The sequence below is a fragment of the Chryseobacterium sp. YR221 genome (assembly GCF_900176315.1).
Classification (GTDB): Bacteria; Bacteroidota; Bacteroidia; order Flavobacteriales; family Weeksellaceae; genus Chryseobacterium; species Chryseobacterium rhizosphaerae.
Genome location: NZ_FWXM01000002.1, coordinates 550,824 through 570,636, shown reverse-complemented (window position 1 = coordinate 570,636; position 19,813 = coordinate 550,824). Strand labels below are relative to the sequence as shown.

The 19,813-nt window shown below is 35.8% G+C and carries 18 protein-coding genes; 7 read left to right on the top strand and 11 right to left on the bottom strand.

Annotation, left to right across the window (positions count from 1 at the left end):
- Positions 1 to 17: 17 nt before the first annotated feature.
- The 4 genes from gap to B8967_RS07560 form a co-directional block, all read right to left on the bottom strand.
- Positions 18 to 1,022 carry a type I glyceraldehyde-3-phosphate dehydrogenase gene (gap, locus tag B8967_RS07575; protein WP_047490113.1) on the bottom strand — a complete coding sequence of 335 codons (1,005 nt, stop codon included), beginning with the start codon at positions 1,020 to 1,022 and terminating at the stop codon, positions 18 to 20.
- 32 nt (positions 1,023 to 1,054) lie between these two features.
- Complete coding sequence (pfkA, locus tag B8967_RS07570; protein ID WP_047490116.1) at positions 1,055 to 2,041, bottom strand: 6-phosphofructokinase; 987 nt, start codon at positions 2,039 to 2,041, stop codon at positions 1,055 to 1,057.
- A gap of 83 nt (positions 2,042 to 2,124) precedes the next feature.
- A complete protein-coding gene (locus B8967_RS07565; protein WP_084085504.1) occupies positions 2,125 to 2,997 on the bottom strand; it encodes a DUF4846 domain-containing protein in 873 nt (290 codons plus the stop codon).
- Between the two features lie 178 nt (positions 2,998 to 3,175).
- The gene (locus B8967_RS07560) at positions 3,176 to 3,517 is read right to left on the bottom strand and encodes a winged helix-turn-helix transcriptional regulator (RefSeq protein WP_084085502.1); all 342 of its coding nucleotides are present in this window, start codon (positions 3,515 to 3,517) and stop codon (positions 3,176 to 3,178) included.
- A gap of 337 nt (positions 3,518 to 3,854) precedes the next feature.
- On the opposite strand from B8967_RS07560, the gene B8967_RS07550 reads away from it, so the two are divergent.
- Positions 3,855 to 4,655, top strand: a complete 801-nt coding sequence (locus B8967_RS07550) for a DNA alkylation repair protein (RefSeq protein WP_084085500.1) — start codon at positions 3,855 to 3,857, stop codon at positions 4,653 to 4,655.
- A gap of 987 nt (positions 4,656 to 5,642) precedes the next feature.
- On the opposite strand, the gene B8967_RS07545 is transcribed toward B8967_RS07550, so the two are convergent.
- The 3 genes from B8967_RS07545 to B8967_RS07535 all read right to left on the bottom strand — a co-directional run bounded on the left by B8967_RS07545 (position 5,643) and on the right by B8967_RS07535 (position 8,163).
- Positions 5,643 to 6,401 (bottom strand): TIGR03915 family putative DNA repair protein, encoded by a 759-nt coding sequence (locus B8967_RS07545; protein WP_084085498.1) that lies wholly within the window; start codon positions 6,399 to 6,401, stop codon positions 5,643 to 5,645.
- A 71-nt stretch (positions 6,402 to 6,472) separates the two neighbouring features.
- Positions 6,473 to 6,901, bottom strand: coding sequence for a hypothetical protein (locus B8967_RS07540; RefSeq protein ID WP_084085496.1), 429 nt, complete (start codon positions 6,899 to 6,901; stop codon positions 6,473 to 6,475).
- 2 nt (positions 6,902 to 6,903) lie between these two features.
- Positions 6,904 to 8,163: a putative DNA modification/repair radical SAM protein gene (locus tag B8967_RS07535; RefSeq protein ID WP_084085494.1), complete on the bottom strand. Its 1,260-nt coding sequence runs from the start codon at positions 8,161 to 8,163 to the stop codon at positions 6,904 to 6,906.
- 156 nt (positions 8,164 to 8,319) lie between these two features.
- On the opposite strand from B8967_RS07535, the gene B8967_RS07530 reads away from it, so the two are divergent.
- From B8967_RS07530 to sucC, 5 genes are all read left to right on the top strand, one after another.
- A complete protein-coding gene (locus B8967_RS07530) occupies positions 8,320 to 9,648 on the top strand; it encodes a hydroxymethylglutaryl-CoA reductase, degradative (protein ID WP_047490143.1) in 1,329 nt (442 codons plus the stop codon).
- 166 nt (positions 9,649 to 9,814) lie between these two features.
- Positions 9,815 to 10,903, top strand: coding sequence for a hypothetical protein (locus tag B8967_RS07525; protein WP_047490146.1), 1,089 nt, complete (start codon positions 9,815 to 9,817; stop codon positions 10,901 to 10,903).
- Between the two features lies 1 nt (position 10,904).
- Positions 10,905 to 11,291 (top strand): DUF423 domain-containing protein, encoded by a 387-nt coding sequence (locus tag B8967_RS07520; protein ID WP_047490149.1) that lies wholly within the window; start codon positions 10,905 to 10,907, stop codon positions 11,289 to 11,291.
- Between the two features lie 3 nt (positions 11,292 to 11,294).
- On the top strand, positions 11,295 to 12,572 hold the full coding sequence (locus tag B8967_RS07515) for a chloride channel protein (protein ID WP_084085492.1): 1,278 nt from the start codon (positions 11,295 to 11,297) through the stop codon (positions 12,570 to 12,572).
- 130 nt (positions 12,573 to 12,702) lie between these two features.
- On the top strand, positions 12,703 to 13,893 hold the full coding sequence (gene sucC, locus B8967_RS07510) for an ADP-forming succinate--CoA ligase subunit beta (protein WP_047490155.1): 1,191 nt from the start codon (positions 12,703 to 12,705) through the stop codon (positions 13,891 to 13,893).
- Positions 13,894 to 14,127: 234 nt separating this feature from the next.
- Here sucC and B8967_RS07505 read toward each other — a convergent pair whose 3' ends face one another.
- Entirely contained in the window at positions 14,128 to 15,012 is an 885-nt protein-coding gene (locus B8967_RS07505) for a mechanosensitive ion channel family protein (RefSeq protein WP_047490158.1), read from the bottom strand.
- A 92-nt stretch (positions 15,013 to 15,104) separates the two neighbouring features.
- On the opposite strand from B8967_RS07505, the gene B8967_RS07500 reads away from it, so the two are divergent.
- The gene (locus tag B8967_RS07500) at positions 15,105 to 15,740 is read left to right on the top strand and encodes a peroxiredoxin (protein WP_047490159.1); all 636 of its coding nucleotides are present in this window, start codon (positions 15,105 to 15,107) and stop codon (positions 15,738 to 15,740) included.
- Between the two features lie 92 nt (positions 15,741 to 15,832).
- On the opposite strand, the gene B8967_RS07495 is transcribed toward B8967_RS07500, so the two are convergent.
- The 3 genes from B8967_RS07495 to B8967_RS07485 form a co-directional block, all read right to left on the bottom strand.
- The gene (locus B8967_RS07495; protein WP_047490162.1) at positions 15,833 to 16,423 is read right to left on the bottom strand and encodes an outer membrane beta-barrel protein; all 591 of its coding nucleotides are present in this window, start codon (positions 16,421 to 16,423) and stop codon (positions 15,833 to 15,835) included.
- A gap of 285 nt (positions 16,424 to 16,708) precedes the next feature.
- Positions 16,709 to 17,224 (bottom strand): hypothetical protein, encoded by a 516-nt coding sequence (locus tag B8967_RS07490; protein ID WP_084085490.1) that lies wholly within the window; start codon positions 17,222 to 17,224, stop codon positions 16,709 to 16,711.
- A gap of 88 nt (positions 17,225 to 17,312) precedes the next feature.
- Positions 17,313 to 19,640 (bottom strand): TonB-dependent siderophore receptor, encoded by a 2,328-nt coding sequence (locus B8967_RS07485; protein ID WP_084085488.1) that lies wholly within the window; start codon positions 19,638 to 19,640, stop codon positions 17,313 to 17,315.
- Positions 19,641 to 19,813: the final 173 nt, after the last annotated feature.

Here is a 19,813-nt window from a genome sequence, read left to right as displayed (position 1 = left end):
TTATCGCTCATTACTTATTATAAAGAAGCAGCATGTACAAGCATATCTACTAACTTGTTAGAATAACCCATTTCGTTGTCATACCAAGAAACAAGTTTTACGAAGTTTGGAGAAAGCATGATACCAGCGTCTTTATCGAAGATAGAAGTTCTCTTATCTCCTACGAAGTCCTGAGAAACTACTGCATCTTCAGTATATCCTAAGATACCTTTCAATTCACCTTCAGAAGCTTCTTTGATCGCAGCACAGATCTCATCGTAAGAAGTCGCTTTTTCTAATCTTACCGTAAGGTCAACTACAGAAACGTCTACAGTAGGTACTCTGAAAGACATACCTGTTAATTTTCCGTTTAATGAAGGAATTACTTTTCCTACTGCTTTAGCAGCACCTGTAGAAGAAGGGATAATGTTGTTTAGAGCAGCTCTACCACCTCTCCAGTCTTTCACTGAAGGACCGTCAACAGTTTTTTGAGTTGCTGTTGTAGCGTGTACAGTTGTCATTAAACCTTCTACGATTCCAAATTTATCGTGGATTACTTTAGCTAAAGGAGCTAAACAGTTTGTAGTACAAGAAGCGTTTGATAAAATTTTGATATCATCAGTAAGTTCCTTGTGGTTTACACCCATTACGAACATTGGAGTATCATCTTTAGAAGGAGCGGAAAGGATTACTTTTTTTGCACCTGCATTGATGTGAGCCTGAGCAGAGTCTTTAGATAAGAAAAGACCTGTAGATTCTACGATATAGTCAGCTCCAATTTCATTCCACTTTAGGTTGTTAGGATCTTTTTCAGCAGTTACTCTGATTTTTTTTCCGTTTACAACAAGATCATTTCCTTCTACAGAAACTTCACCTGGGAAAACACCATGTACAGAGTCATATTTTAACATGTAAGCCATGTATTCTGCATTGATTAGGTCATTGATTCCTACAACTTCAATGTTGTCTCTTTCAGTCATTGCTCTGAAAACAAGACGTCCAATTCTACCAAAACCGTTGATACCTACTTTAATTGTTGACATAATAGTTTGTTTTTATTAGATTATAAAAATAATTAGATTGCTAAAATTTCTGAAATCAACATCAAATCTTTGTTGATTTCGTTATGTTTTTTAATGGCTTCTTCAATAGGAGTATACACCACATCATTGGAGCGCATTCCTGCCATTACATTGTTTTGTCCTTCCATTAATCCTACTACAGCACCATATCCAAGTCTGCTGGCCAATACTCTGTCTGCACAACTCGGGGATCCTCCTCTTTGCATATGTCCTAAAACCGCTACACGAATGTCATAGTCAGGGAATATTTCCTTTGTTTTTTCTGCTAACCCATAAACATTGGCTAGTTTTTCACCTTCTGCTACCACTACAATGCTGGATGCTTTTCCTGTTTTTTCAGCTTTTCGGAATTTTGCAAAAAGATCATCCATGCTGTCTTTTTTCTCAGGAATTAAAATATCCAAAGCACCTGTTGCCAGACCACTGTTTAAAGCAATAAAACCGGCATCACGACCCATCACCTCTACAAAGAAAACCCTGTTGTGAGAAGTAGCTGTATCACGGATTTTGTCAATAGCTTCCATAGCTGTATTCAGAGCTGTATCATACCCAATGGTATTATCAGTCCCGAAGATATCATTGTCAATAGTTCCCGGTATACCAATTACCCGGATTCCAAACTCTTCATTGAAGATTTTAGCTCCTGTAAAGGTTCCGTCTCCTCCAATACATACCAATCCGTCTATTCCAAGCTTGACACAGTTATCATAAGCTTTCTGACGGCCTTCTTTAGTTCTGAATTCGTGGGATCTGGCAGACTTTAGAATAGTTCCGCCCTGGTTGATTATATTTTTTACGGAACGAGCTCCCATTTTCAGGAAATCAGCATTGATAAGACCATTGTAGCCTTCTCTCACTCCGTAGCATTCGATATTATAGTAGTTGGCGGTTCTTACTACCGCTCTTAATGCAGCATTCATACCTGGAGAATCTCCTCCTGAAGTAAGAACTGCAATTTTTTTTACAGCACTCTCTTTCATCTAGTAAAAAATTTCGAACACAAATTTACAAAAACAAGTTCAGATTATGGCAGTAACTTTCTAATAGTTTTGAATATAAATTATTAAAAGCTTCTGAAGTTTGTAGGCTTAAAAATATATCGTGCCGTTTTGGTTTCCGGAGAGTCAACATTAAGATCATACCATGGAGAAGTTTTTTTGTTAAAAGGATTGGAAAGTAAATGAACAGACTGAGCCGGAGTAAACCCTTCACCCAATAAGAATAATTTCTTTCCGTCCTTATTGTTACATACTCCTGCAATAAACACCACGTGACCCGGACTTCCCGGAGTAATCAGGATATCTCCGGTTTTTAAATCTGAATTTTTAGTGACCGGTTTTGTCTCCTGATGTAAAGAGATCGTTCCTGCATAATTGAAGATGAGGTCAAGATAACTTCTGAAATTCTGATAAGAATCATCAAAACCTGCTGTTTTTCTAAAATTGACAGAATTACCATTCACAAAAGCTCTTGTTCCGTTTTTATAATCATTCCAGCTGAGCAGATCCCCGCTTGTGAAATGGAATTTTATGGCATCGGTTTTTTTATCTGCATATAAATATTCTGCGCGCAGTCGTATCACGGCATCAGCACATTGCTGCAGGTCTTTATTTCCCGTGTCAATATCAAAAACAGCTTCATGAAGATGTTGGGTAGAAATGGGGGTTTCATCATATTTCAGGATCTGACTTCCATAAGGCTTCAGTTTAAAGTTTTCAATAAAATATCCGAAGGAACCGGATGCTTCATCCTGCCATTCATAATCCTTAGGAGGAGAGAATCTTTCTTTGATGGTATTTTTACCTGTATTGACCAGCACAGAACCTTCGGAAACAAAGTCCTGGGTTTCCTGAGAACTAAGTTTTGAAGATGTTTTATCCGGGGTGCAGCTTACCAGAACACTAAGAATAGTTAATCCTGAAATAATTTTTTTCATATGGCATTTGATACAGTTACAAATATGATGATTTTTGTAATATGTAGTAGAGTATAAAGTATAAAGTATAAAGTATAAAGTATAAAGTATAAAGTATAAAGTATAAAGTATAAAGTATTTGTAGTCTATACTACTGCAGGGTATTAAAAAAAATGTGGGGCCCCCTGTGATTAAGAAACTATGCTTTCTCTTCTTCAGAAATCAACAGTTTTCCCCAGTCATTAAGCTGCCAAAGAATCTTAACCAGCTTTTCTCCAAGTTCCGTTAAGGTATACTCAACTCTGGGAGGTAATTCATTGAAAGATTTTTTTGTTAAAATACCGTCTTCTACCATTTCATTGAGCTGTTGATTAAGAACCCTTCGGTCAACCTTAGCAATACCCCGAAGAAATTCACTGGGCCGTTTTTTGCCCTCATTGATCTGCCATACGATAGGAATCTTCCATTTTCCACTAATGCTGTTCACAGCTACTTCCAATGGACAGATTTTATTTTCTTCAGCTCTTCCCTTTATTTCCATAAAATTGACTTTTTTATCCCTATGGGTGAAAAATATGCGGTATTGCCTGTTTCTAAAGGCTTTTAGACCTTTGTAAAAATAATAAATTAAAAAGTAATGCATAGGTTGGCAAAGCAGATTGATCAGTTGAATCAGGAATTGTTTTTCAGCTTCAGGATTTTGTGCTTCCTTATTATCAGAATTTAGGAATTGAGCTATCTGAGTTTAATAAGAATGATGAAAATACCTTACCGGTTCCTGCTGTTTTTGTGGTGGATGGAAATAGAATGGTAACATATAAGTTTTTAGATGTAAATTACATGAACAGAGTAGATATAGAAGAATTAATAAAGGTATTATGACAGAAAAAAGAAAAGGAGCACGTTCCATCAAAGACATTCCGGGAGATATTCTGGAACAGCTGAATCGGGGAGAACTTGAAACAGCTAATCTTACGGAATGGCTGGCAGTAGATCAAAAATTACTGTTAGAAAATCTGCTTCACCAAAATGGGCGGACAGAATATTTGAAACCTATTGTAGACCTTGTGAATCAGCTGAAAAAACAGACGGTTAATACAGTCAATGAAGCGATTGGAATGGGATTGCTAAAACTTTCTCATCAAAATCATGATGAAGCATTTTTACTGGACCTTTCAAGACATCAGGCAGATTTGGTGCGCTGCTGGTCTGCTTATACCGTGGGGAGAAATTCAAGGACAGATCTTAAAGAAAAACTGAAAAATATACAGCCTTTTGCTTCTGATCATCATTTCGGAGTAAGGGAAATCTGTTGGATGACGGTACGTCCGGATATTTCAAAAAATCTTACAGAAAGCCTGTCGGTGTTGTCAGGATGGACATCGCACAAAGATGAAAATGTCAGACGCTTCGCCAGTGAATCAACGAGGCCCAGAGGTGTCTGGTGTGAGCACATTTCGGAATTAAAGCAAAATCCGGGATTAGGACTGGATATCTTAGAGCCACTACGATCGGATCCCTCAAAATATGTACAGGATAGTGTGGGAAACTGGCTGAATGATGCCAGTAAGTCACAACCTGAATTCGTAACGGAAATCTGTGATGAATGGCTTCGCGAAAGTCCTACTAAAGAAACACAGTATATTGTCAAAAAGGCACTTCGAACTGTCCGGAAATAAAAGTTATTCACAAAATCATAATTTCGGCAGGGATTTATATGTATATTTCTGATAATTAAATAAATACATACTTGTTATTCAAAAAAGTATAGTATGTTGTAATAGTATTTCAAAAAACATAAAAGTTATCCACAAAGTGGAAATGTTGATTTTATTTGATTGCATGATGTTGATATTTAATGCTTTGTGTGGGCAGTTTATCATGAGTATCTGTGCCATCTGTGGTAGAAAAAAGTTATCCACAATATGGAAATATTACCCCGTGTTTTATCACAAATCAGAAGACGCCTGCAGATTGAATAAAAAAAGAAAAATCACTTTAAGGAAAATCCTTGTCACTCCTGACAGATCAGTTTATCCACAAAAAGGAGAATATAGATTGTTGTCGGTTTTAATGTTCTGATTATTAGGTGTTAAATTGATATTTTAGAAAAAAGCTTATGTAAATTTGTGATCAGTAAAAAGTTATCCACAAAGTGGGAATGTTGATTTAATTTCGCTGTATATGATTGATAGTTAGTTTTTTGTGTTGGAAACTTATCATGAGTATCTCTGTTGTTTATGGTGGGAAAAAGTTATCCACAATATGAAGATTAGGGTTGGAGTGTTTCCACAAATCAGAAGAATGCCGAAGCTTAAATGAAAAAATAGAAATCACATTCGGATCAATCTTTGTCATCCATCATAAATAGGGATGATTCACAAAATGAGAATATGGATTATTATTGATAATATTGTATTGAATACCAAATCAGCAATGGAGATTTTGGAAAATTGTTTATCTCAATTTGTAGTCAATAAAAAGTTATCCACAAAGAATAAGTGTCAGTTTAATTTCACTTCATACTACTGGTAATTAGTTATTTGTAAGGGTTTTTTAGAATGAATGTTTGTACTAAAAAAAAATTATCCACAATGTATGAATTCTGAATCCGGGTGTACGGTTATTTTCAAATTATCCCATGCTGAAATTTTCAAAGTACTTCCTTAGTATTTCTCCGTCAAATACTTCCAATATCTCTTGGGTACATGCTGAATATGGAGTTTTAGATTTTTTCTTTCCACAATATTGGTTTTTGTGAAATACCGCTGCCAGAGCGTTTGATAATTCTTCTCTTCATCATGGAATTTCTGTTGATATTGATTGAAATCCGGTTTTTCTTCAGGATAAAAGAAATCACAATTTTCAAGATCATAAAGAATTCCATAGTTTCTCCTAAGATCATAGATCATCCATTTCTGATCCTGGTAACGGTCTTTAAAATGTTTTCTGATCAACGGAAGAACATTAAAGTCCGGATCTATTTTGGCGAAAAAAATACCATCTTTCATTTTTTCAAAGCGTACAAAAGCGGTCATTCTATGTCTTTCCCGGTCTACAGACTTACAGATTTTTGAAATTTTTAAAATATCAGGATCTGCAAAATTTTCCAGAATATTTTCTCCCGGATGTTGTATAGATTGTTTCACCGCAGATAAGATCAATATCTCACTTTCAGGATCATCAGATAAAAAAACTTTTAACAATTGATGAATTCCCTGTTTCCCTATATGCTGTTCTAATTTCTTTAAAACCCGGTCTGATTTATCTGTCTGCGTAATGACTTCATGTATTTCGGCAAAAATATTTTCCTGAAAAAACTTTTCTCTGCCTGTTATTTCCACGTCTTTATAATGGTATTCGAAAACTTCAAACACCGCAGTGAAAAGACCGTCAAAACTTCCGTCATAGATAAGGGTTGTCATAGTTTAATTTGAAAATATAAGAATTGTTGTTTTTGTTATTCTATTGCATTTTCAGAATGATAAAGAGTTTTTTATTTTCTATAGCATATTAATCTCAATTCATTTTCGTCCGATTCCAAACAAAACTCACCAATGCTTTGTATAATTGTAGAAATTTTTTCCAGATCCTGAGCCGTGTTGGAATCAAGAATTTTAGGGAAAGAAAGATATTCTATTTCTTTATATTGAAGCCAATCTCCAAATGAATTATTCCCTTCAAAAGCCGAATCCCAATAATCAAACTCAAAAATGCTGTTTTCATCCAGATATAATTCTCCAATTTTTTCATTTTGAATTTTTTTAAATTGGATTTTCTTTATCTCATGGGCATTGGCAACTATTACCTCGATCAGTTTTACCCATTTTGAGTTGGACATGAAGTGTTGAGAAAATTTTGCAATCTCTTTTTCAATTTCCCTTTTCCATTGCTCACCAGCATGTTTCGCTTTTTTTGTTCTCATATTTAAAATAAACTCAATTGTTGTGAAAATTGATTGTGAAATTTAGATGAGCTTCCTCCTACCAGGAGTTTCCTGAAATTTTTATCCGTTAAATATTTCAAATAAGCATTCCCTGTATTAAAATCAATAAAATATTTTGCCCTGTTGATTGCTGTTCCCAATTGTTTCAAATGATCCATCGTTAACATCTGAAAACGCCTGGCACTTATAATCTTCTGTGCAGATTTTACACCAATCCCAGGAATTCTTAAGATCATCTGATAATCGGCAGTCTGAATATTAACAGGAAACTGATCCAGGTGCCGCAATGCCCAGCTTAATTTTGGGTCCACTTCCAGATCAAGAAAAGGAATAGCAGGATCTAAGATTTCTTCTGCTTTAAAACCATAAAACCTCATCAGCCAGTCGGATTGATAAAGCCTGTTTTCCCGTAACATCGGAACTTCTGTTGCCAGTGAAGGTAATCTTTTGTCTTCCAAAACAGGTACATAGCCGGAATAATACACCCTTTTCAGATTGAAATTTTTATAAAAATGATCAGCAACCTTGATGATTTGTAAGTCGTTTTCATTGGTCGCTCCTACAATCATTTGAGTAGACTGTCCTGCCGGAGCAAATTTAGGAACTTTCTTTAAAATTTTCTTCTCATCCTCATACTGGCTGATCCCTTTCTGGATATACCGCATCGGGCTGATCATATCCTGTCGGTTTTTCTCTGGAGCGAGTAGTTTTAATCCGCTTTCCGTAGGGATTTCAAGATTAACAGACAGCCGATCTGCATATAAAGCTGCTTCCTGCATCAGTTCATCACTTGCTCCCGGAATCGACTTCAGATGAATGTAGCCATTAAAGTTTTCCTCCAAGCGTAATTTTTTTGCCACTCTTACAAGCCGCTCCATGGTGGTATCTGCATTTTTGAAAATTCCGGAACTCAGAAATAATCCTTCAATATAATTTCTACGGTAAAAATTAATCGTCAGATCTACTACTTCCTCAATGGTGAAGGCGGCCCGTTTGATATCATTTGAGCTCCTCGAAACACAGTAAGCACAATCGTAAATACAGTGATTGGTCAATAAAACCTTAAGTAAAGAAACACATCTTCCATCTTCTGTATAGGTATGACAAATTCCACTTACAGAGCTGTCTCCTAAAGCCCCTTTTTTGTTTTTTCTTGTACCTCCGCTGGATGAGCAGGAAACATCATATTTCGCTGCATCAGCAAGGATTTCAAGTTTTTCTTTAAGGCGGTCAAAATTCATTTTTTATAAGATGTGATATTATTTGTATCTATTTGTTGTTTAAATTTTGTTCAAATTTAGTTCCAAAATTGATAAATGTCAATCTTTTTTCATAGAAGTTATCAACAAAAAAGACCCTCAAAATCATTATATTTACGGCTCATTAAAGTTTATATCATGAATCATAAACCCATCGAAGGTTTTTCCAAGCTACCTAAGCAAGGGAAAATCGACTGGCTCGTAAACGAATATCTTGAAGGAAATCAGGACTACCAACATATATTAAAACAATATTGGAATGATGATGCAGATCTTCAGAAACTTCATGAGGAGTTTTCTGAAAATACGATTTCCAACTTTTATATGCCTTACGGAATTGCTCCGAACTTTTTAATTGATGGAAAACTATTGGCACTTCCAATGGCTGTGGAAGAAAGTTCTGTAGTCGCTGCCGCTTCCAAAGCTGCTAAATTCTGGATTGATAAAGGTGGTTTTAAAACAACGATTATCAACACTGAAAAACTGGGGCATACCCATTTTATATTTAATATTGAGCCTCACAAATTATTGCATTTCTTTAATTTCAATTTGAAGAAAAAATTATTTGAAGCTACAGAAGACATTACGGCCAATATGAGAAAACGTGGCGGTGGAATTCTAAACATCAGCCTGATTGATAAAACGGCAGAAATGCCTAATTACTATCAGCTTAAAGCCAGTTTTGATACGGTAGATTCAATGGGAGCAAACTTTATCAACTCATGTCTTGAGCAGTTTGGAAAAACTTTGAGACAGGAGGTGGCAACCAGTGATGACTTTAGTCAGGAAGAAAAAAATTCATTGCAGATTGTTATGAATATCCTTTCCAACTTTACTCCTGACTGTGTGGTAAGAGCTGAGGTTTCTTGTAAAATGGAAGATTTAAAGGATGACAGTGGAATTTCTCCTGAAGAATTTGCAGCGAAGTTTAAACAGGCCGTTACCATTGCTGAAATTGAACCTTACCGTGCAACTACTCACAATAAAGGAGTAATGAATGGGGTAGATGCTGTAGTGATTGCAACCGGAAATGATTTCAGAGCAACAGAAGCCTGTGCTCATGCTTATGCAGCAAGAGACGGACAATACCGATCCCTGACTCACTGTACAACAGATAACGGGGTTTTTAGATTCTGGATCGATCTTCCGATTTCTGTGGGAGTAGTAGGAGGGTTGACTAACCTTCATCCTTTAGTGAAATTCTCTTTGGCCTTACTTGGAAAACCTTCTGCACAAGAGCTAATGAGTATTTTAGCCGTTTCAGGTCTGGCTCAAAACTTCGGTGCACTGCGCTCTCTGGTAACGACAGGTATTCAGAAGGGGCATATGAAAATGCACTTATTGAATATCTTAAACCAATTGGGAGCTACAGAAGAAGAAAAACATCATTTTGTCACCTATTTTAAAGATAAAACGGTAAGCCATCATGAGGTTATCAATGAGTTTAACAGAATGAGAGAAAACTAATGTTACAGATCATTTTGCCCATAGTATTTCTCATCTTCGGAATCTTTTTGAAGAAAACGAATATGGAAGGCTTTAAAAGTTCCAAAAGATTTGCCAATATGTTTATTATACTGGGGATCTCTACATTGGTTGCCAAGTTTATTTTAATATACCTAAAATCAAAATAGTGAAAAAAAGCATCTTATTCTTTCTGTTGATTTCCGGCTTAAGTTTTTCGCAGCAAAAAAATCTGAAAATAAATTTTTTACAGCCGAAATCTGAAAATTGTTATTTTCCTGTGGTTTCTTATCCGGACCAGCCAACAATAGAAAATAAGATCAATACTTTTTTACAGGTTGATCAGCTGGAATATGTTCCCGGATCAGGAGGAAATCCTTTTAAGCTGGTTTCCGGCGGAAAGACTTCTTACTCCAACTATGTTCATTTTTATAGTTGGGAAAAGAGGGAGACTCCAAAGAATATTCTGTGTCTTGCTATAGATGGTGAAGCTTCCGGAGCCTATCCGGAAAATTTCATGATCTGGAAAAACTTTGACCTGAGAACCGGAAATTTGATCAACATTCAGGATCTTTTTCAACCCAATGCTGTTAAAGTAGTGGAAGGTATCATTCAGAAAAGAATAAGAAAAAATATTAATGACTTTCTCACGCAGTTAAGATCAGAGAAAAATCCTTCACAGGAAGTCTTAGATCAGATTGCTCTGTATGAAGGTTGCTATACTGATTATACTTTAGATGGAATCAAGTTTTTTTTCACGGAAGAAAAGCTGAAGTTTATTGCCGGAAGATGTGCGAACCACGCGATGAGAGCACTGGATGAACTGGACGATCATGTTATTGAGTTTCCTTATAAAGAACTGGAGAACTATTGGAGCCCTTATGCCAGAAATTTACTTAACGGATCTGAAAAACTGGAAAAAACCAGCTTCAGAAACAAGCTGTACAGAGGGAAAATAGATGGGAAATATCCGGTTACAGTGCTTATTAAAGACTTTTATGCTGCTAAAGATACGAACGAAGAAAGTTCTTTTTCTGCAGTGTATTGGTATGATAAAAGTAAGAAACTGATTGAGTGGAACGGAAAGATGAAAGGAAACCATATTTCAATTACTGAAAGTGAGTATTACAGCCAGGAAACAAATCAATGGATTTTGAAAGCCTTTGTAGAAGCAGACATGAACGGGAAAAAAATTGTAGGAACCTGGCAAGATTATAATACAAAAAAATATTTAACTCTAGAATTAGAAGAATTATAAAATGAAGACAATTACTTTAGTTTTTGGTGCGGTCTACGGAATGATATCTGTGATCCTTGGTGCATTCGGTGCACATGCCTTAAAGAAAATATTAGCTGTGGAAAGACTGGAAAGTTTTGAAACGGGAGTGAGATATCAGATGTATGCAGCATTTTTCCTGTTGATTATCGGGTACATTTTAAAATTTGAAACCTCTACTGAAAAATGGACCTCTATTTTAATGATTGCAGGAACACTTTTATTCTCTGTAAGCATCTATTTCCTGAGTATGCAGGATTATTTAGGAGTTAACCTTAAATTCTTAGGACCTATCACGCCGCTTGGAGGCCTGATGATGATCTTAAGCTGGGCAATGCTTATTCTTTACTTTGCTAAAAATAAGATCTAAATAATGAAGATCAACAGAAGAAGACGGCTTATAAGAACATTCAACCTTTTGGATCAGCCGATGAGGTTTAATCCGTTTGTTTTTAGCCGTACTTTTTTCATGTGGGCCTTTACGGGGCTCGTAGGGGGAGTTATTGCCGGTGGATACTGGATCGTACTGGAACATTTTACCGAATTTCTGGCTCATTTTCACGGATGGATGGTAATTCCTACGATGGCAATCTGTGGCCTTTTGGCAGGGTTGGTCATTCACTTCATTGGTGATCCCGGAGAAATTCATCTGATCGTTAATAACATCAGGTTTAATAAAGGAAAACTGGAACCGAAGAATAATCCTTCCATGATCCTTTCATCACTTTTCTGTGTAGCTTCAGGAGGAAGTTTAGGACCGGAAGCACCCCTGGTGCAGGTAACGGGCTCTACAGGAACATGGCTGGGAAAAATTTTCAGGCTGAAAGGTGAAGAATTACGTTCTTTAAGTATTGCAGGGATGGCTTCAGGTTTTACAGCCTTATTTGGAGCACCTCTGGGAGGAAGTCTTTTTTCCCTTGAAATCTTGCATCATAAACATGCCGTGGAATATTATAAAGCGATTATCCCTGCATTGGTAGCCAGCTGTTTCAGTTACCTTATGTTTGCTTTAATTATCCATTTGGGAATTGGGGCAACATGGGATTTGAAGGCTTATCACTATGCAGGAGTATATGATTTTGCTTATGCTACAGCATTTGGAATTGTAGGAACCCTATTCGGCTGGATTTTTATTTTTGTAGTGAAATTTTTTAAAAAAATTTTTGAATACAGAAAGTTTCCGATCTATATTAAAACATTTGCAGGTGGGGTTATCTTAGGGATTATAGCGTATAATTTCCCTATCACAAGATATTTTGGACATAATGAAATCAATCAGCTGATTGGTGGGAATTTTGGACTGAACTTCCTGATCTTAGTTCTGGTATTTAAAATCCTGGCTATTGCTATTACAGTAACCTCTGGATGGAGAGGTGGTTTTATCATTCCATTGTTTTTTGTGGGAACAACATTAGGGTTGATTATTCATAATTTGTTTCCGACAGTCGATACTACTTTAGCTATCGTAAGCTGTATGGCTGCCATCAATGCCTGTGTGACGAGAACACCTATGAGCACCACCATTATTTTGGGAACACTCACAGGGTTTACTTATTTCGTACCCATATTGTTTGCCAGTCTTACGGGATATTTTCTGGCTCCAAGAATTCCGTTTATCGGATCGCAGTCTGAAAAATTAGCGGAAGAATAGGGGATTTATATTAACATGTCAAAAATCAAGGTAAGTAATCTTTAATTTTTGAATGAAGAATCTTGAACTTCCGTGTCTTTTTAGTAAATTTGTCAACCTTTAAATTTTTAAATAAAATAATAAAAATAATATGAATCTTCACGAGTATCAATCAAAAGAGATTTTATCAAAGTATGGAGTAGCTATCCAACGTGGTTTCGTTGCAAACAACGTAGATGAAGCTGTAGCAGCTGCTGAAAAATTGACTGCTGAAACTGGAGCTCAGGCTTGGGTTGTAAAAGCACAGATTCACGCAGGTGGTCGTGGTAAAGGAGGTGGTGTTAAGTTTTCTCCAAACATGGATAAACTTAAAGAAAACGCTCAGAATATCATCGGAATGCAGTTGGTAACTCCACAAACGTCTGCTGAAGGTAAAAAAGTACACTCTGTTTTGGTTGCAGAAGATGTTTATTATCCTGGAGAATCTGAAACTAAAGAATTTTATGTTTCTATTCTTTTAGATAGAGCTGAAGGAAAAAATACAATTGTATATTCTACTGAAGGAGGAATGGATATTGAGCACGTTGCAGAAGTAACTCCTCATTTGATCCACAACGAACTTATTGACCCTGCGTTAGGTCTTCAAGGTTTCCAGGCTAGAAAAATTGCTTTCAACTTAGGTCTTGAAGGAAATGCTTTTAAAGAATTTGTGAAATTTATTTCATCTCTTTACAATGCTTACACAGGAATTGATGCTTCTCTTTTCGAAATTAACCCTGTATTAAAAACTTCTGATAACAAAATTATCGCTGTTGATGCTAAAGTAACTTTAGATGGTAACTCATTATTCCGTCACAAAGATCTTGAAGCTTTAAGAGATACAAGAGAAGAAGATCCTATCGATGTTGAAGCTGGTGAAGCTGGTCTTAACTTCGTAAAATTAGATGGTAACGTTGCTTGTATGGTAAACGGAGCTGGTCTTGCAATGGCAACTATGGATATCATCAAATTATCAGGTGGTAACCCTGCTAACTTCCTTGACGTAGGTGGTACTGCTGATGCTCAGAGAGTACAGACTGCTTTTGGAATTATCTTAAGAGATCCAAACGTAAAAGCAATCTTGATCAACATCTTCGGAGGTATCGTAAGATGTGACAGAGTAGCTCAAGGGGTTGTAGATGCTTACAAAGCTATGGGAAGCCTTCCAGTTCCATTGATCGTAAGATTACAGGGAACTAACGCTGTAGAAGCTAAAAAATTAATTGATGAGTCTGGTCTTCCGGTACACTCTGCAATTACTTTAGAAGAAGCTGCAAACAAAGTAAAAGAAGTTTTAGCGTAATCTAAAATTCTCACATAAAATAGAAAACCGTTTCATTTTTGAAACGGTTTTTTTGTTTGAAAACCGCAAAGAATATTAAATTGTATGCTGTTTTTAAGATGTGGTTTTAGGACTATTTTCGAACTGTGTATAAATAAATCTGTATCGCCTTAGCATTGATCCGGCCTATCCAATATTCTAAAAAAAGACCACTTCAATTGTTGAAGCAGTCTTTTATGTCTTTAAAGAATATTTTTATTTATCCTGATTCTCGGTTGCATTAGTTTCTCCACTGGTAATACTGATACTTGTAGGCGTTACCAGCTGGATCTTATCCACATCAAAACGCTCTTTAATACCTAAATAGGCTTTACTTCTTACCTGAGCCAGATTAGCACCTATTTTTATCCAGAATTTTACCTGAAGGTTAAATGAACCCTGTTTTAAATCTGTAAAGATCACCTCTATGGTGTCCAGCTTATCCACATTGTCCAGATTTTTAATGACATCCAAAATACTTTTCTGTGCCTTACTGATATCTTCATCAGCAGGAATTTCAAAGTTTAGGATGATTCTGCGTTGTGGAGACGCTGTAATATTATAGAATGGTGCATTAAAAACAACCTGATTGGGAATGTATGCTTTTTTCCCATCATCAGTAAGGATTTTTGTAGTTAAAAAACCAATTTCCTGAACGGTTCCTGAGTGAGTGCCAATGGTAATATAATCTCCTACTTTAAAGGCCTTATCAATTCCAATAAGCATTCCTGAAAAAATACTTGAAACCAGATCTTTCAGGGCAACCCCTGCGATAACCCCTGCAACTCCCAAGCTCCCGATAAACTTCCAAAGGAAACCACTGAAGCCCATAATCTCAAGTGAAATAAAAGACCCAAACAGCATGATCAGAAATCTGAATACTCCGATCAGAGTAACTAAAGAACTCTCTTTTTTACTTTTTGGGAAGAATCTGTGGAATAATTTTACTGCAATTAAACTTAAATACTTACTTGTGATGAGGAAAAAAGTAAATACTAAGATTCCCACAATAAGTTTAGGAGTGAGTTCGGCAAACGTTATATACCAGCTTTCCAATACTTTGTATACCAAGTCTACATAGCTGAGTCCTGTTTTCTCCATGAATTTTTTTAATAAAGATATAAATTTTCAGGAAAAATTTTGCTAGTTTCAAAAAGTCTACTAAATTTGTAGACTAACAAACGCGAAATAATATGTCAATTAAACTAGGAGATACAGCACCGAACTTTCAGGCAGTCTCATCTTTAGGAGATATCAACTTCTATGATTATCTTGGAGATTCATGGGGAATTTTATTTTCACATCCGGCAGATTATACTCCGGTTTGCACTACAGAGCTGGGCTATACGTCCAAGCTGCAGGCCGAATTTGCTGAGAGAGGAACAAAAGTGATTGCCCTGAGTGTAGATGAAGTAGAGGATCATCAAAACTGGATTAAAGATATTAACGAAACTCAAGATACCCATGTAGCGTTTCCTATTATTGCTGATAAAGACAAAAAGGTGTCAGAACTGTATGATTTTATTCACCCGAATGCTTCTGCTACGGCTACAGTTCGCTCTTTGCTGATTATTGATCCTGCTAAAAAAGTGAGACTGATTATTACTTATCCTGCGTCTACAGGCAGAAATTTTAATGAAATTTTGAGGGTGCTGGATTCTTTACAGCTTACAGATACCCATCACGTTGCTACACCTGTTAACTGGGAATATGGTGATGACGTTATTATACCACCGGCAATATCTACAGAAGAAGCCAGAGAAAAATTCCCTAAAGGAGTTACTGTCATAAAACCCTATCTGAGATATACGCCCCAGCCCAATACATGATTTATTTGATTTTTTATAGTTTAGTTTTATTTGTACGAAAAGCGCCCTGAAAATTATTTTCAGGGCGCTTTCATTTTTATACGTATTTCTGATTACTTAACGTCGTTGATAATTTGTTTTCCTTTAGACGTTGGAAGATAAATCTGGAATCCTAAACCAAAAGTAATTTTGTTGGTATAACCTCCGCTTCCGAATCCTGCATTAGCATCATATTTCACCAATCCTTCTAAACCAATGTTTGGTGTAATGAAATATGAATACCCAGGTCCAAATCCGAAGTTAAGTCCGTTAGAAGAAGAACCTCCTTTAGAGATTGATGTTCCTCCAACACCTAAATTACCTTCTAGGAACCATCTTCCGTGGTGTAACAGATTGTTTACTCCCTGCTCTCCCGGATTAAGGTAATAACGTCCTAATGCTCCTACATTATACGTGAAAGTAGTGGGTGCATCTTTAGCTCCTTTGAATCCTAAATCTACATATCCCCCAATAGCAATGTTATCTTCAATAAAGTAAGCTCCTTTTGGCTGAATATTGAAATCATAACCACCTCCTTTATTTAAACCGAAGTTGGCGCCTGCAAGGTTACCACCTACCATCCAATTACCTTTTTGAATCTGAGCGTTTGCAGTTGCTGTTAAGCCTGCTACGGCTAATATCCCTGTTAAAATAAGTTTTTTCATAATTTATTATTTTAATAATTAAATGTTTATTATTCACGAATTATAGAAAAAACAATAAATGTGCCAGACTCCTAATTTTAGATAATTTTTCAAAATTATTGTTAACAATATCAATGAGATAGAATTGATTTTTTTAACACAATTACTAAATATTTCGCAATTATATTAAATAAAATGAAACGCTCTAAATTGAATATTATTAATATTAGAGAGATTATCTATTCTCCTTTTACTATTTATTTGTTTGGATTATAATTAGGAAGTATCAGGATATTTGAACTTTCTTTAAATGAATAGAAGAAGTAAGGATATAATTAATCCGGCAATGGTAAACTTTATTCCTCGTTTGAATGCTTTGGTTTTAGGATTGAACATCCAGAAGCTTGAGATCACAAAAAAGAAAAGGGCAACTCCGAAGAATATACTTAAAGGTGCTATGGCATCTTTAGACTGTGATTTGTGAAGAGAAACCATTTTATCCAGTACAAAAGGCAATTCCATTTTTGAATACTTAGCTACTCCTGTTGCTGAATCATAAGTTCCTTTTTTAAAGTGGAGAACGTTACCTTCAGTTTTTTCTACTTCAAGACCTTTCATCTTCAGCTCTTTTTTCAGTTCTTTTTCAGAAAGGTTTACAGATAAAGTCTTCTCATACTTTTTTTCGCTCTTTAGAAAATCTGTGTCTCTGTAGACCAAAATAATTCCACTTACTGCATACACTGCCATAATACCTGCAAGGAAATATCCCAGATAACGGTGTGTAATCCTCATGAAACTTCTCGTGTCTTTAATCTTATCCATATTGTATCGTTTGTTTTTAAATTTCAAAAGTGGAAACTGCAAAAATGCAATTTCCACTTTGAGTTAAAAAATAAATAGTTATTTATTTCTAAAGTTTGTACGTCAATGTAAAATAATAATTTCTCGGCGTGATCGGGTTTACAGAATAATTCTCGTGAACGTTGTAGTTTACAACATCAAATAAGTTACCCACTTTACCCTGGATAGAGAATTTCTTCCATTCATATCCTACAGATACTGTTACCGTAGTGTAATCTTTTAGATCAATCATTCGGGTTACATTATTTCTGGTGATATTGGTAGATTTTGAATCATTCCACCCTGCAATTCTGTCTCCGATATAATAGATACCTGCACCTACTCTCAATCCTTTTACATAATTGGTGAATTTATAGAAGATGGAAGCATTAGCTGTTGTTGCAGGAGTTCTTACCAATCTTTGATTTTCGACATATCCTTTTTCAGGGGTATCTGTATAAACAGCATTGTTGTAAGATACACCGGCAATAATAGAGATGTTTTCGGTAGGATTCCCTGTAATATCCAATTCTACCCCGCGGCTTCTCATTTTTCCTGCAAGCTCCTTCAGGTTAGAATCAGGAGTCTGTACTTTTCCGGCATTATCAACATAGAAATAGTTCTGGTAATAATTATTGTACATTATTTGATACAACGTCAAATTTACTGCTAAGGCGTTATTCCAGAAATTTTTCTTTGCGCCAATTTCGTATTGATCAACTGTTGTAGGCTTGATTCCCTGTTTAGCTAAACCGTTCACTCTGTTTTGTACATCAGATAAACTTCCACTGGTGTTTAGATTATCTGTTCCGTCTGACATATAGCCCGCATTAGATACAAATGAATTGGTATATGTTGCAAACACAGAAAGGTTATCATTCGGCATATATACTAAACCAAGTTTTGGAGATATAGCCTGATCAGAAGTTGCTGTATTATTTACCAGTGTTTTTGTATTGCTGGTAAATTTAGTATTGATAGTTGGCATATTTTCAACATATGACCAACGTAAACCAGCGATTACTTTAAACTCTTTATTAAGACTGATGAAATCTTGTGCATACACACCAATTCTTCTTGTGTTGATTCTGTTTTTTTCTAATGTTTTAGAATCGGGCATGCTGCCGCTTGCCCATGTAGATGGATCATCCAGATAAACAGTACCGTTTGAATTTCCATTTGTTCCATATAAATAAGATGTTCCGAAAGTTGCCTTTTTAGGATCTGCAACGTTTGGATCGTAATATGTATAAGAATCTGAACTACCGTAATCAGCATCAGCACCAATCAACACTTTATGGTTAATTCTTCCGGTATTGAAATCACCATTGATATTCACCTGTGCAGAAGTATAATTCTGCTCATTATAAGTTCTGTTTAATGGTCTGTCCCACGAAAGACGGTCAGAGCCTTTTTTATATCCCCATTGTACTCTTTCTGTAGAGAAATAGTCTTTCGTATAGTTTTGATAAGACGCCACTGCATTTAATGACCATTTTTCATTAAACTGATGATTAAAGGTAACATTGGTTGAGGCTTGCTCTACATTCTGATATTGCCAGTCTGCTCCCAAGAATGCACTTCTCGACAGAAGGTTATTCATTTCATAGGATACTCCGTCTTGTTTTGTGATAGAACCAATACCAAAATCCGGGGTGAAGTTATTTTTAAGATAATCGGCTTCTACAATCAATTGTGATTTTGGGCTGATATTAAAAAGGAATGACGGATTGAAATAATATTTCTCAGACTGTACCACATCTCTGAAGCTTTCAGCATATTCATAAGCTCCATTTATTCTGAATGCCACATTCTTGGATAATGGACCATAGATATCAACAGTCGGTTTGTAAGAATTCCAGCTTCCTGCATTTAAACCTACGTTTCCGCCAAAATTGAATTTCGGCTTTTTAGTAATCATATTGATAATACCACCGGCAGCTGCATTACCAAAAAGCATGGCATTAGCTCCTTTTAATACTTCAACTCTTTCCAGTCCGCTTACTTCAGGAAAAACCCCACTGTTTATTCTTGTACCGTTCTTAAAGATATTATCATTCCCTAGATTAAAACCACGCCCACCGAAACTGTCCTGAGAATTTCCTCTTGAAGAAGTCACATACATTCCGTTTACGTTTTGAAGAACATCACTTAGCTGTTTTGCCTGCTGTTGCTCAATAATCTCATGAGTTACAATCGCAATAGCCTGCGGATTTTCCATTACCGTAAGGTTAGACTTTGTTGATAAGGATCTTGCCTGGTTAGGATTTCCCGTTTTGTGAAGATTAATGTCTTCAATGGTCTGGGTTCTGATAGTATCTGCTTCAGCATTTTTAAGCTGGGCACTCAATGATACAGCAGTACATAATAACCCTAAAGAAAGTAGTTGTCTTTTCATTTTATTTTTATGTAGAACAGTTTTAAATAAGCCGCAAAAGTAAGTATTTGTTTAGAATAGATAAAAATTAATACATGATTTTTATCATAATATTAATTCACTGAAATGTGTTTTATCGTTATTGTTGCTGTGGATGGACAATGAGGAGCTTTTTATGAATATATTTGTTATAA

Bases quoted from the DNA above. Each gene is read 5' to 3' on its own strand.
- gap (WP_047490113.1), bottom strand. From the start codon at position 1,022: ATGTCAACAATTAAAGTAGGTATCAACGGTTTTGGTAGAATTGGACGT.
- pfkA (WP_047490116.1), bottom strand. From the start codon at position 2,041: ATGAAAGAGAGTGCTGTAAAAAAAATTGCAGTTCTTACTTCAGGAGGA.
- B8967_RS07565 (WP_084085504.1), bottom strand. From the start codon at position 2,997: ATGAAAAAAATTATTTCAGGATTAACTATTCTTAGTGTTCTGGTAAGC.
- B8967_RS07560 (WP_084085502.1), bottom strand. From the start codon at position 3,517: ATGGAAATAAAGGGAAGAGCTGAAGAAAATAAAATCTGTCCATTGGAA.
- B8967_RS07550 (WP_084085500.1), top strand. From the start codon at position 3,855: ATGACAGAAAAAAGAAAAGGAGCACGTTCCATCAAAGACATTCCGGGA.
- B8967_RS07545 (WP_084085498.1), bottom strand. From the start codon at position 6,401: ATGACAACCCTTATCTATGACGGAAGTTTTGACGGTCTTTTCACTGCG.
- B8967_RS07540 (WP_084085496.1), bottom strand. From the start codon at position 6,901: ATGAGAACAAAAAAAGCGAAACATGCTGGTGAGCAATGGAAAAGGGAA.
- B8967_RS07535 (WP_084085494.1), bottom strand. From the start codon at position 8,163: ATGAATTTTGACCGCCTTAAAGAAAAACTTGAAATCCTTGCTGATGCA.
- B8967_RS07530 (WP_047490143.1), top strand. From the start codon at position 8,320: ATGAATCATAAACCCATCGAAGGTTTTTCCAAGCTACCTAAGCAAGGG.
- B8967_RS07520 (WP_047490149.1), top strand. From the start codon at position 10,905: ATGAAGACAATTACTTTAGTTTTTGGTGCGGTCTACGGAATGATATCT.
- B8967_RS07515 (WP_084085492.1), top strand. From the start codon at position 11,295: ATGAAGATCAACAGAAGAAGACGGCTTATAAGAACATTCAACCTTTTG.
- sucC (WP_047490155.1), top strand. From the start codon at position 12,703: ATGAATCTTCACGAGTATCAATCAAAAGAGATTTTATCAAAGTATGGA.
- B8967_RS07505 (WP_047490158.1), bottom strand. From the start codon at position 15,012: ATGGAGAAAACAGGACTCAGCTATGTAGACTTGGTATACAAAGTATTG.
- B8967_RS07500 (WP_047490159.1), top strand. From the start codon at position 15,105: ATGTCAATTAAACTAGGAGATACAGCACCGAACTTTCAGGCAGTCTCA.
- B8967_RS07495 (WP_047490162.1), bottom strand. From the start codon at position 16,423: ATGAAAAAACTTATTTTAACAGGGATATTAGCCGTAGCAGGCTTAACA.
- B8967_RS07490 (WP_084085490.1), bottom strand. From the start codon at position 17,224: ATGGATAAGATTAAAGACACGAGAAGTTTCATGAGGATTACACACCGT.
- B8967_RS07485 (WP_084085488.1), bottom strand. From the start codon at position 19,640: ATGAAAAGACAACTACTTTCTTTAGGGTTATTATGTACTGCTGTATCA.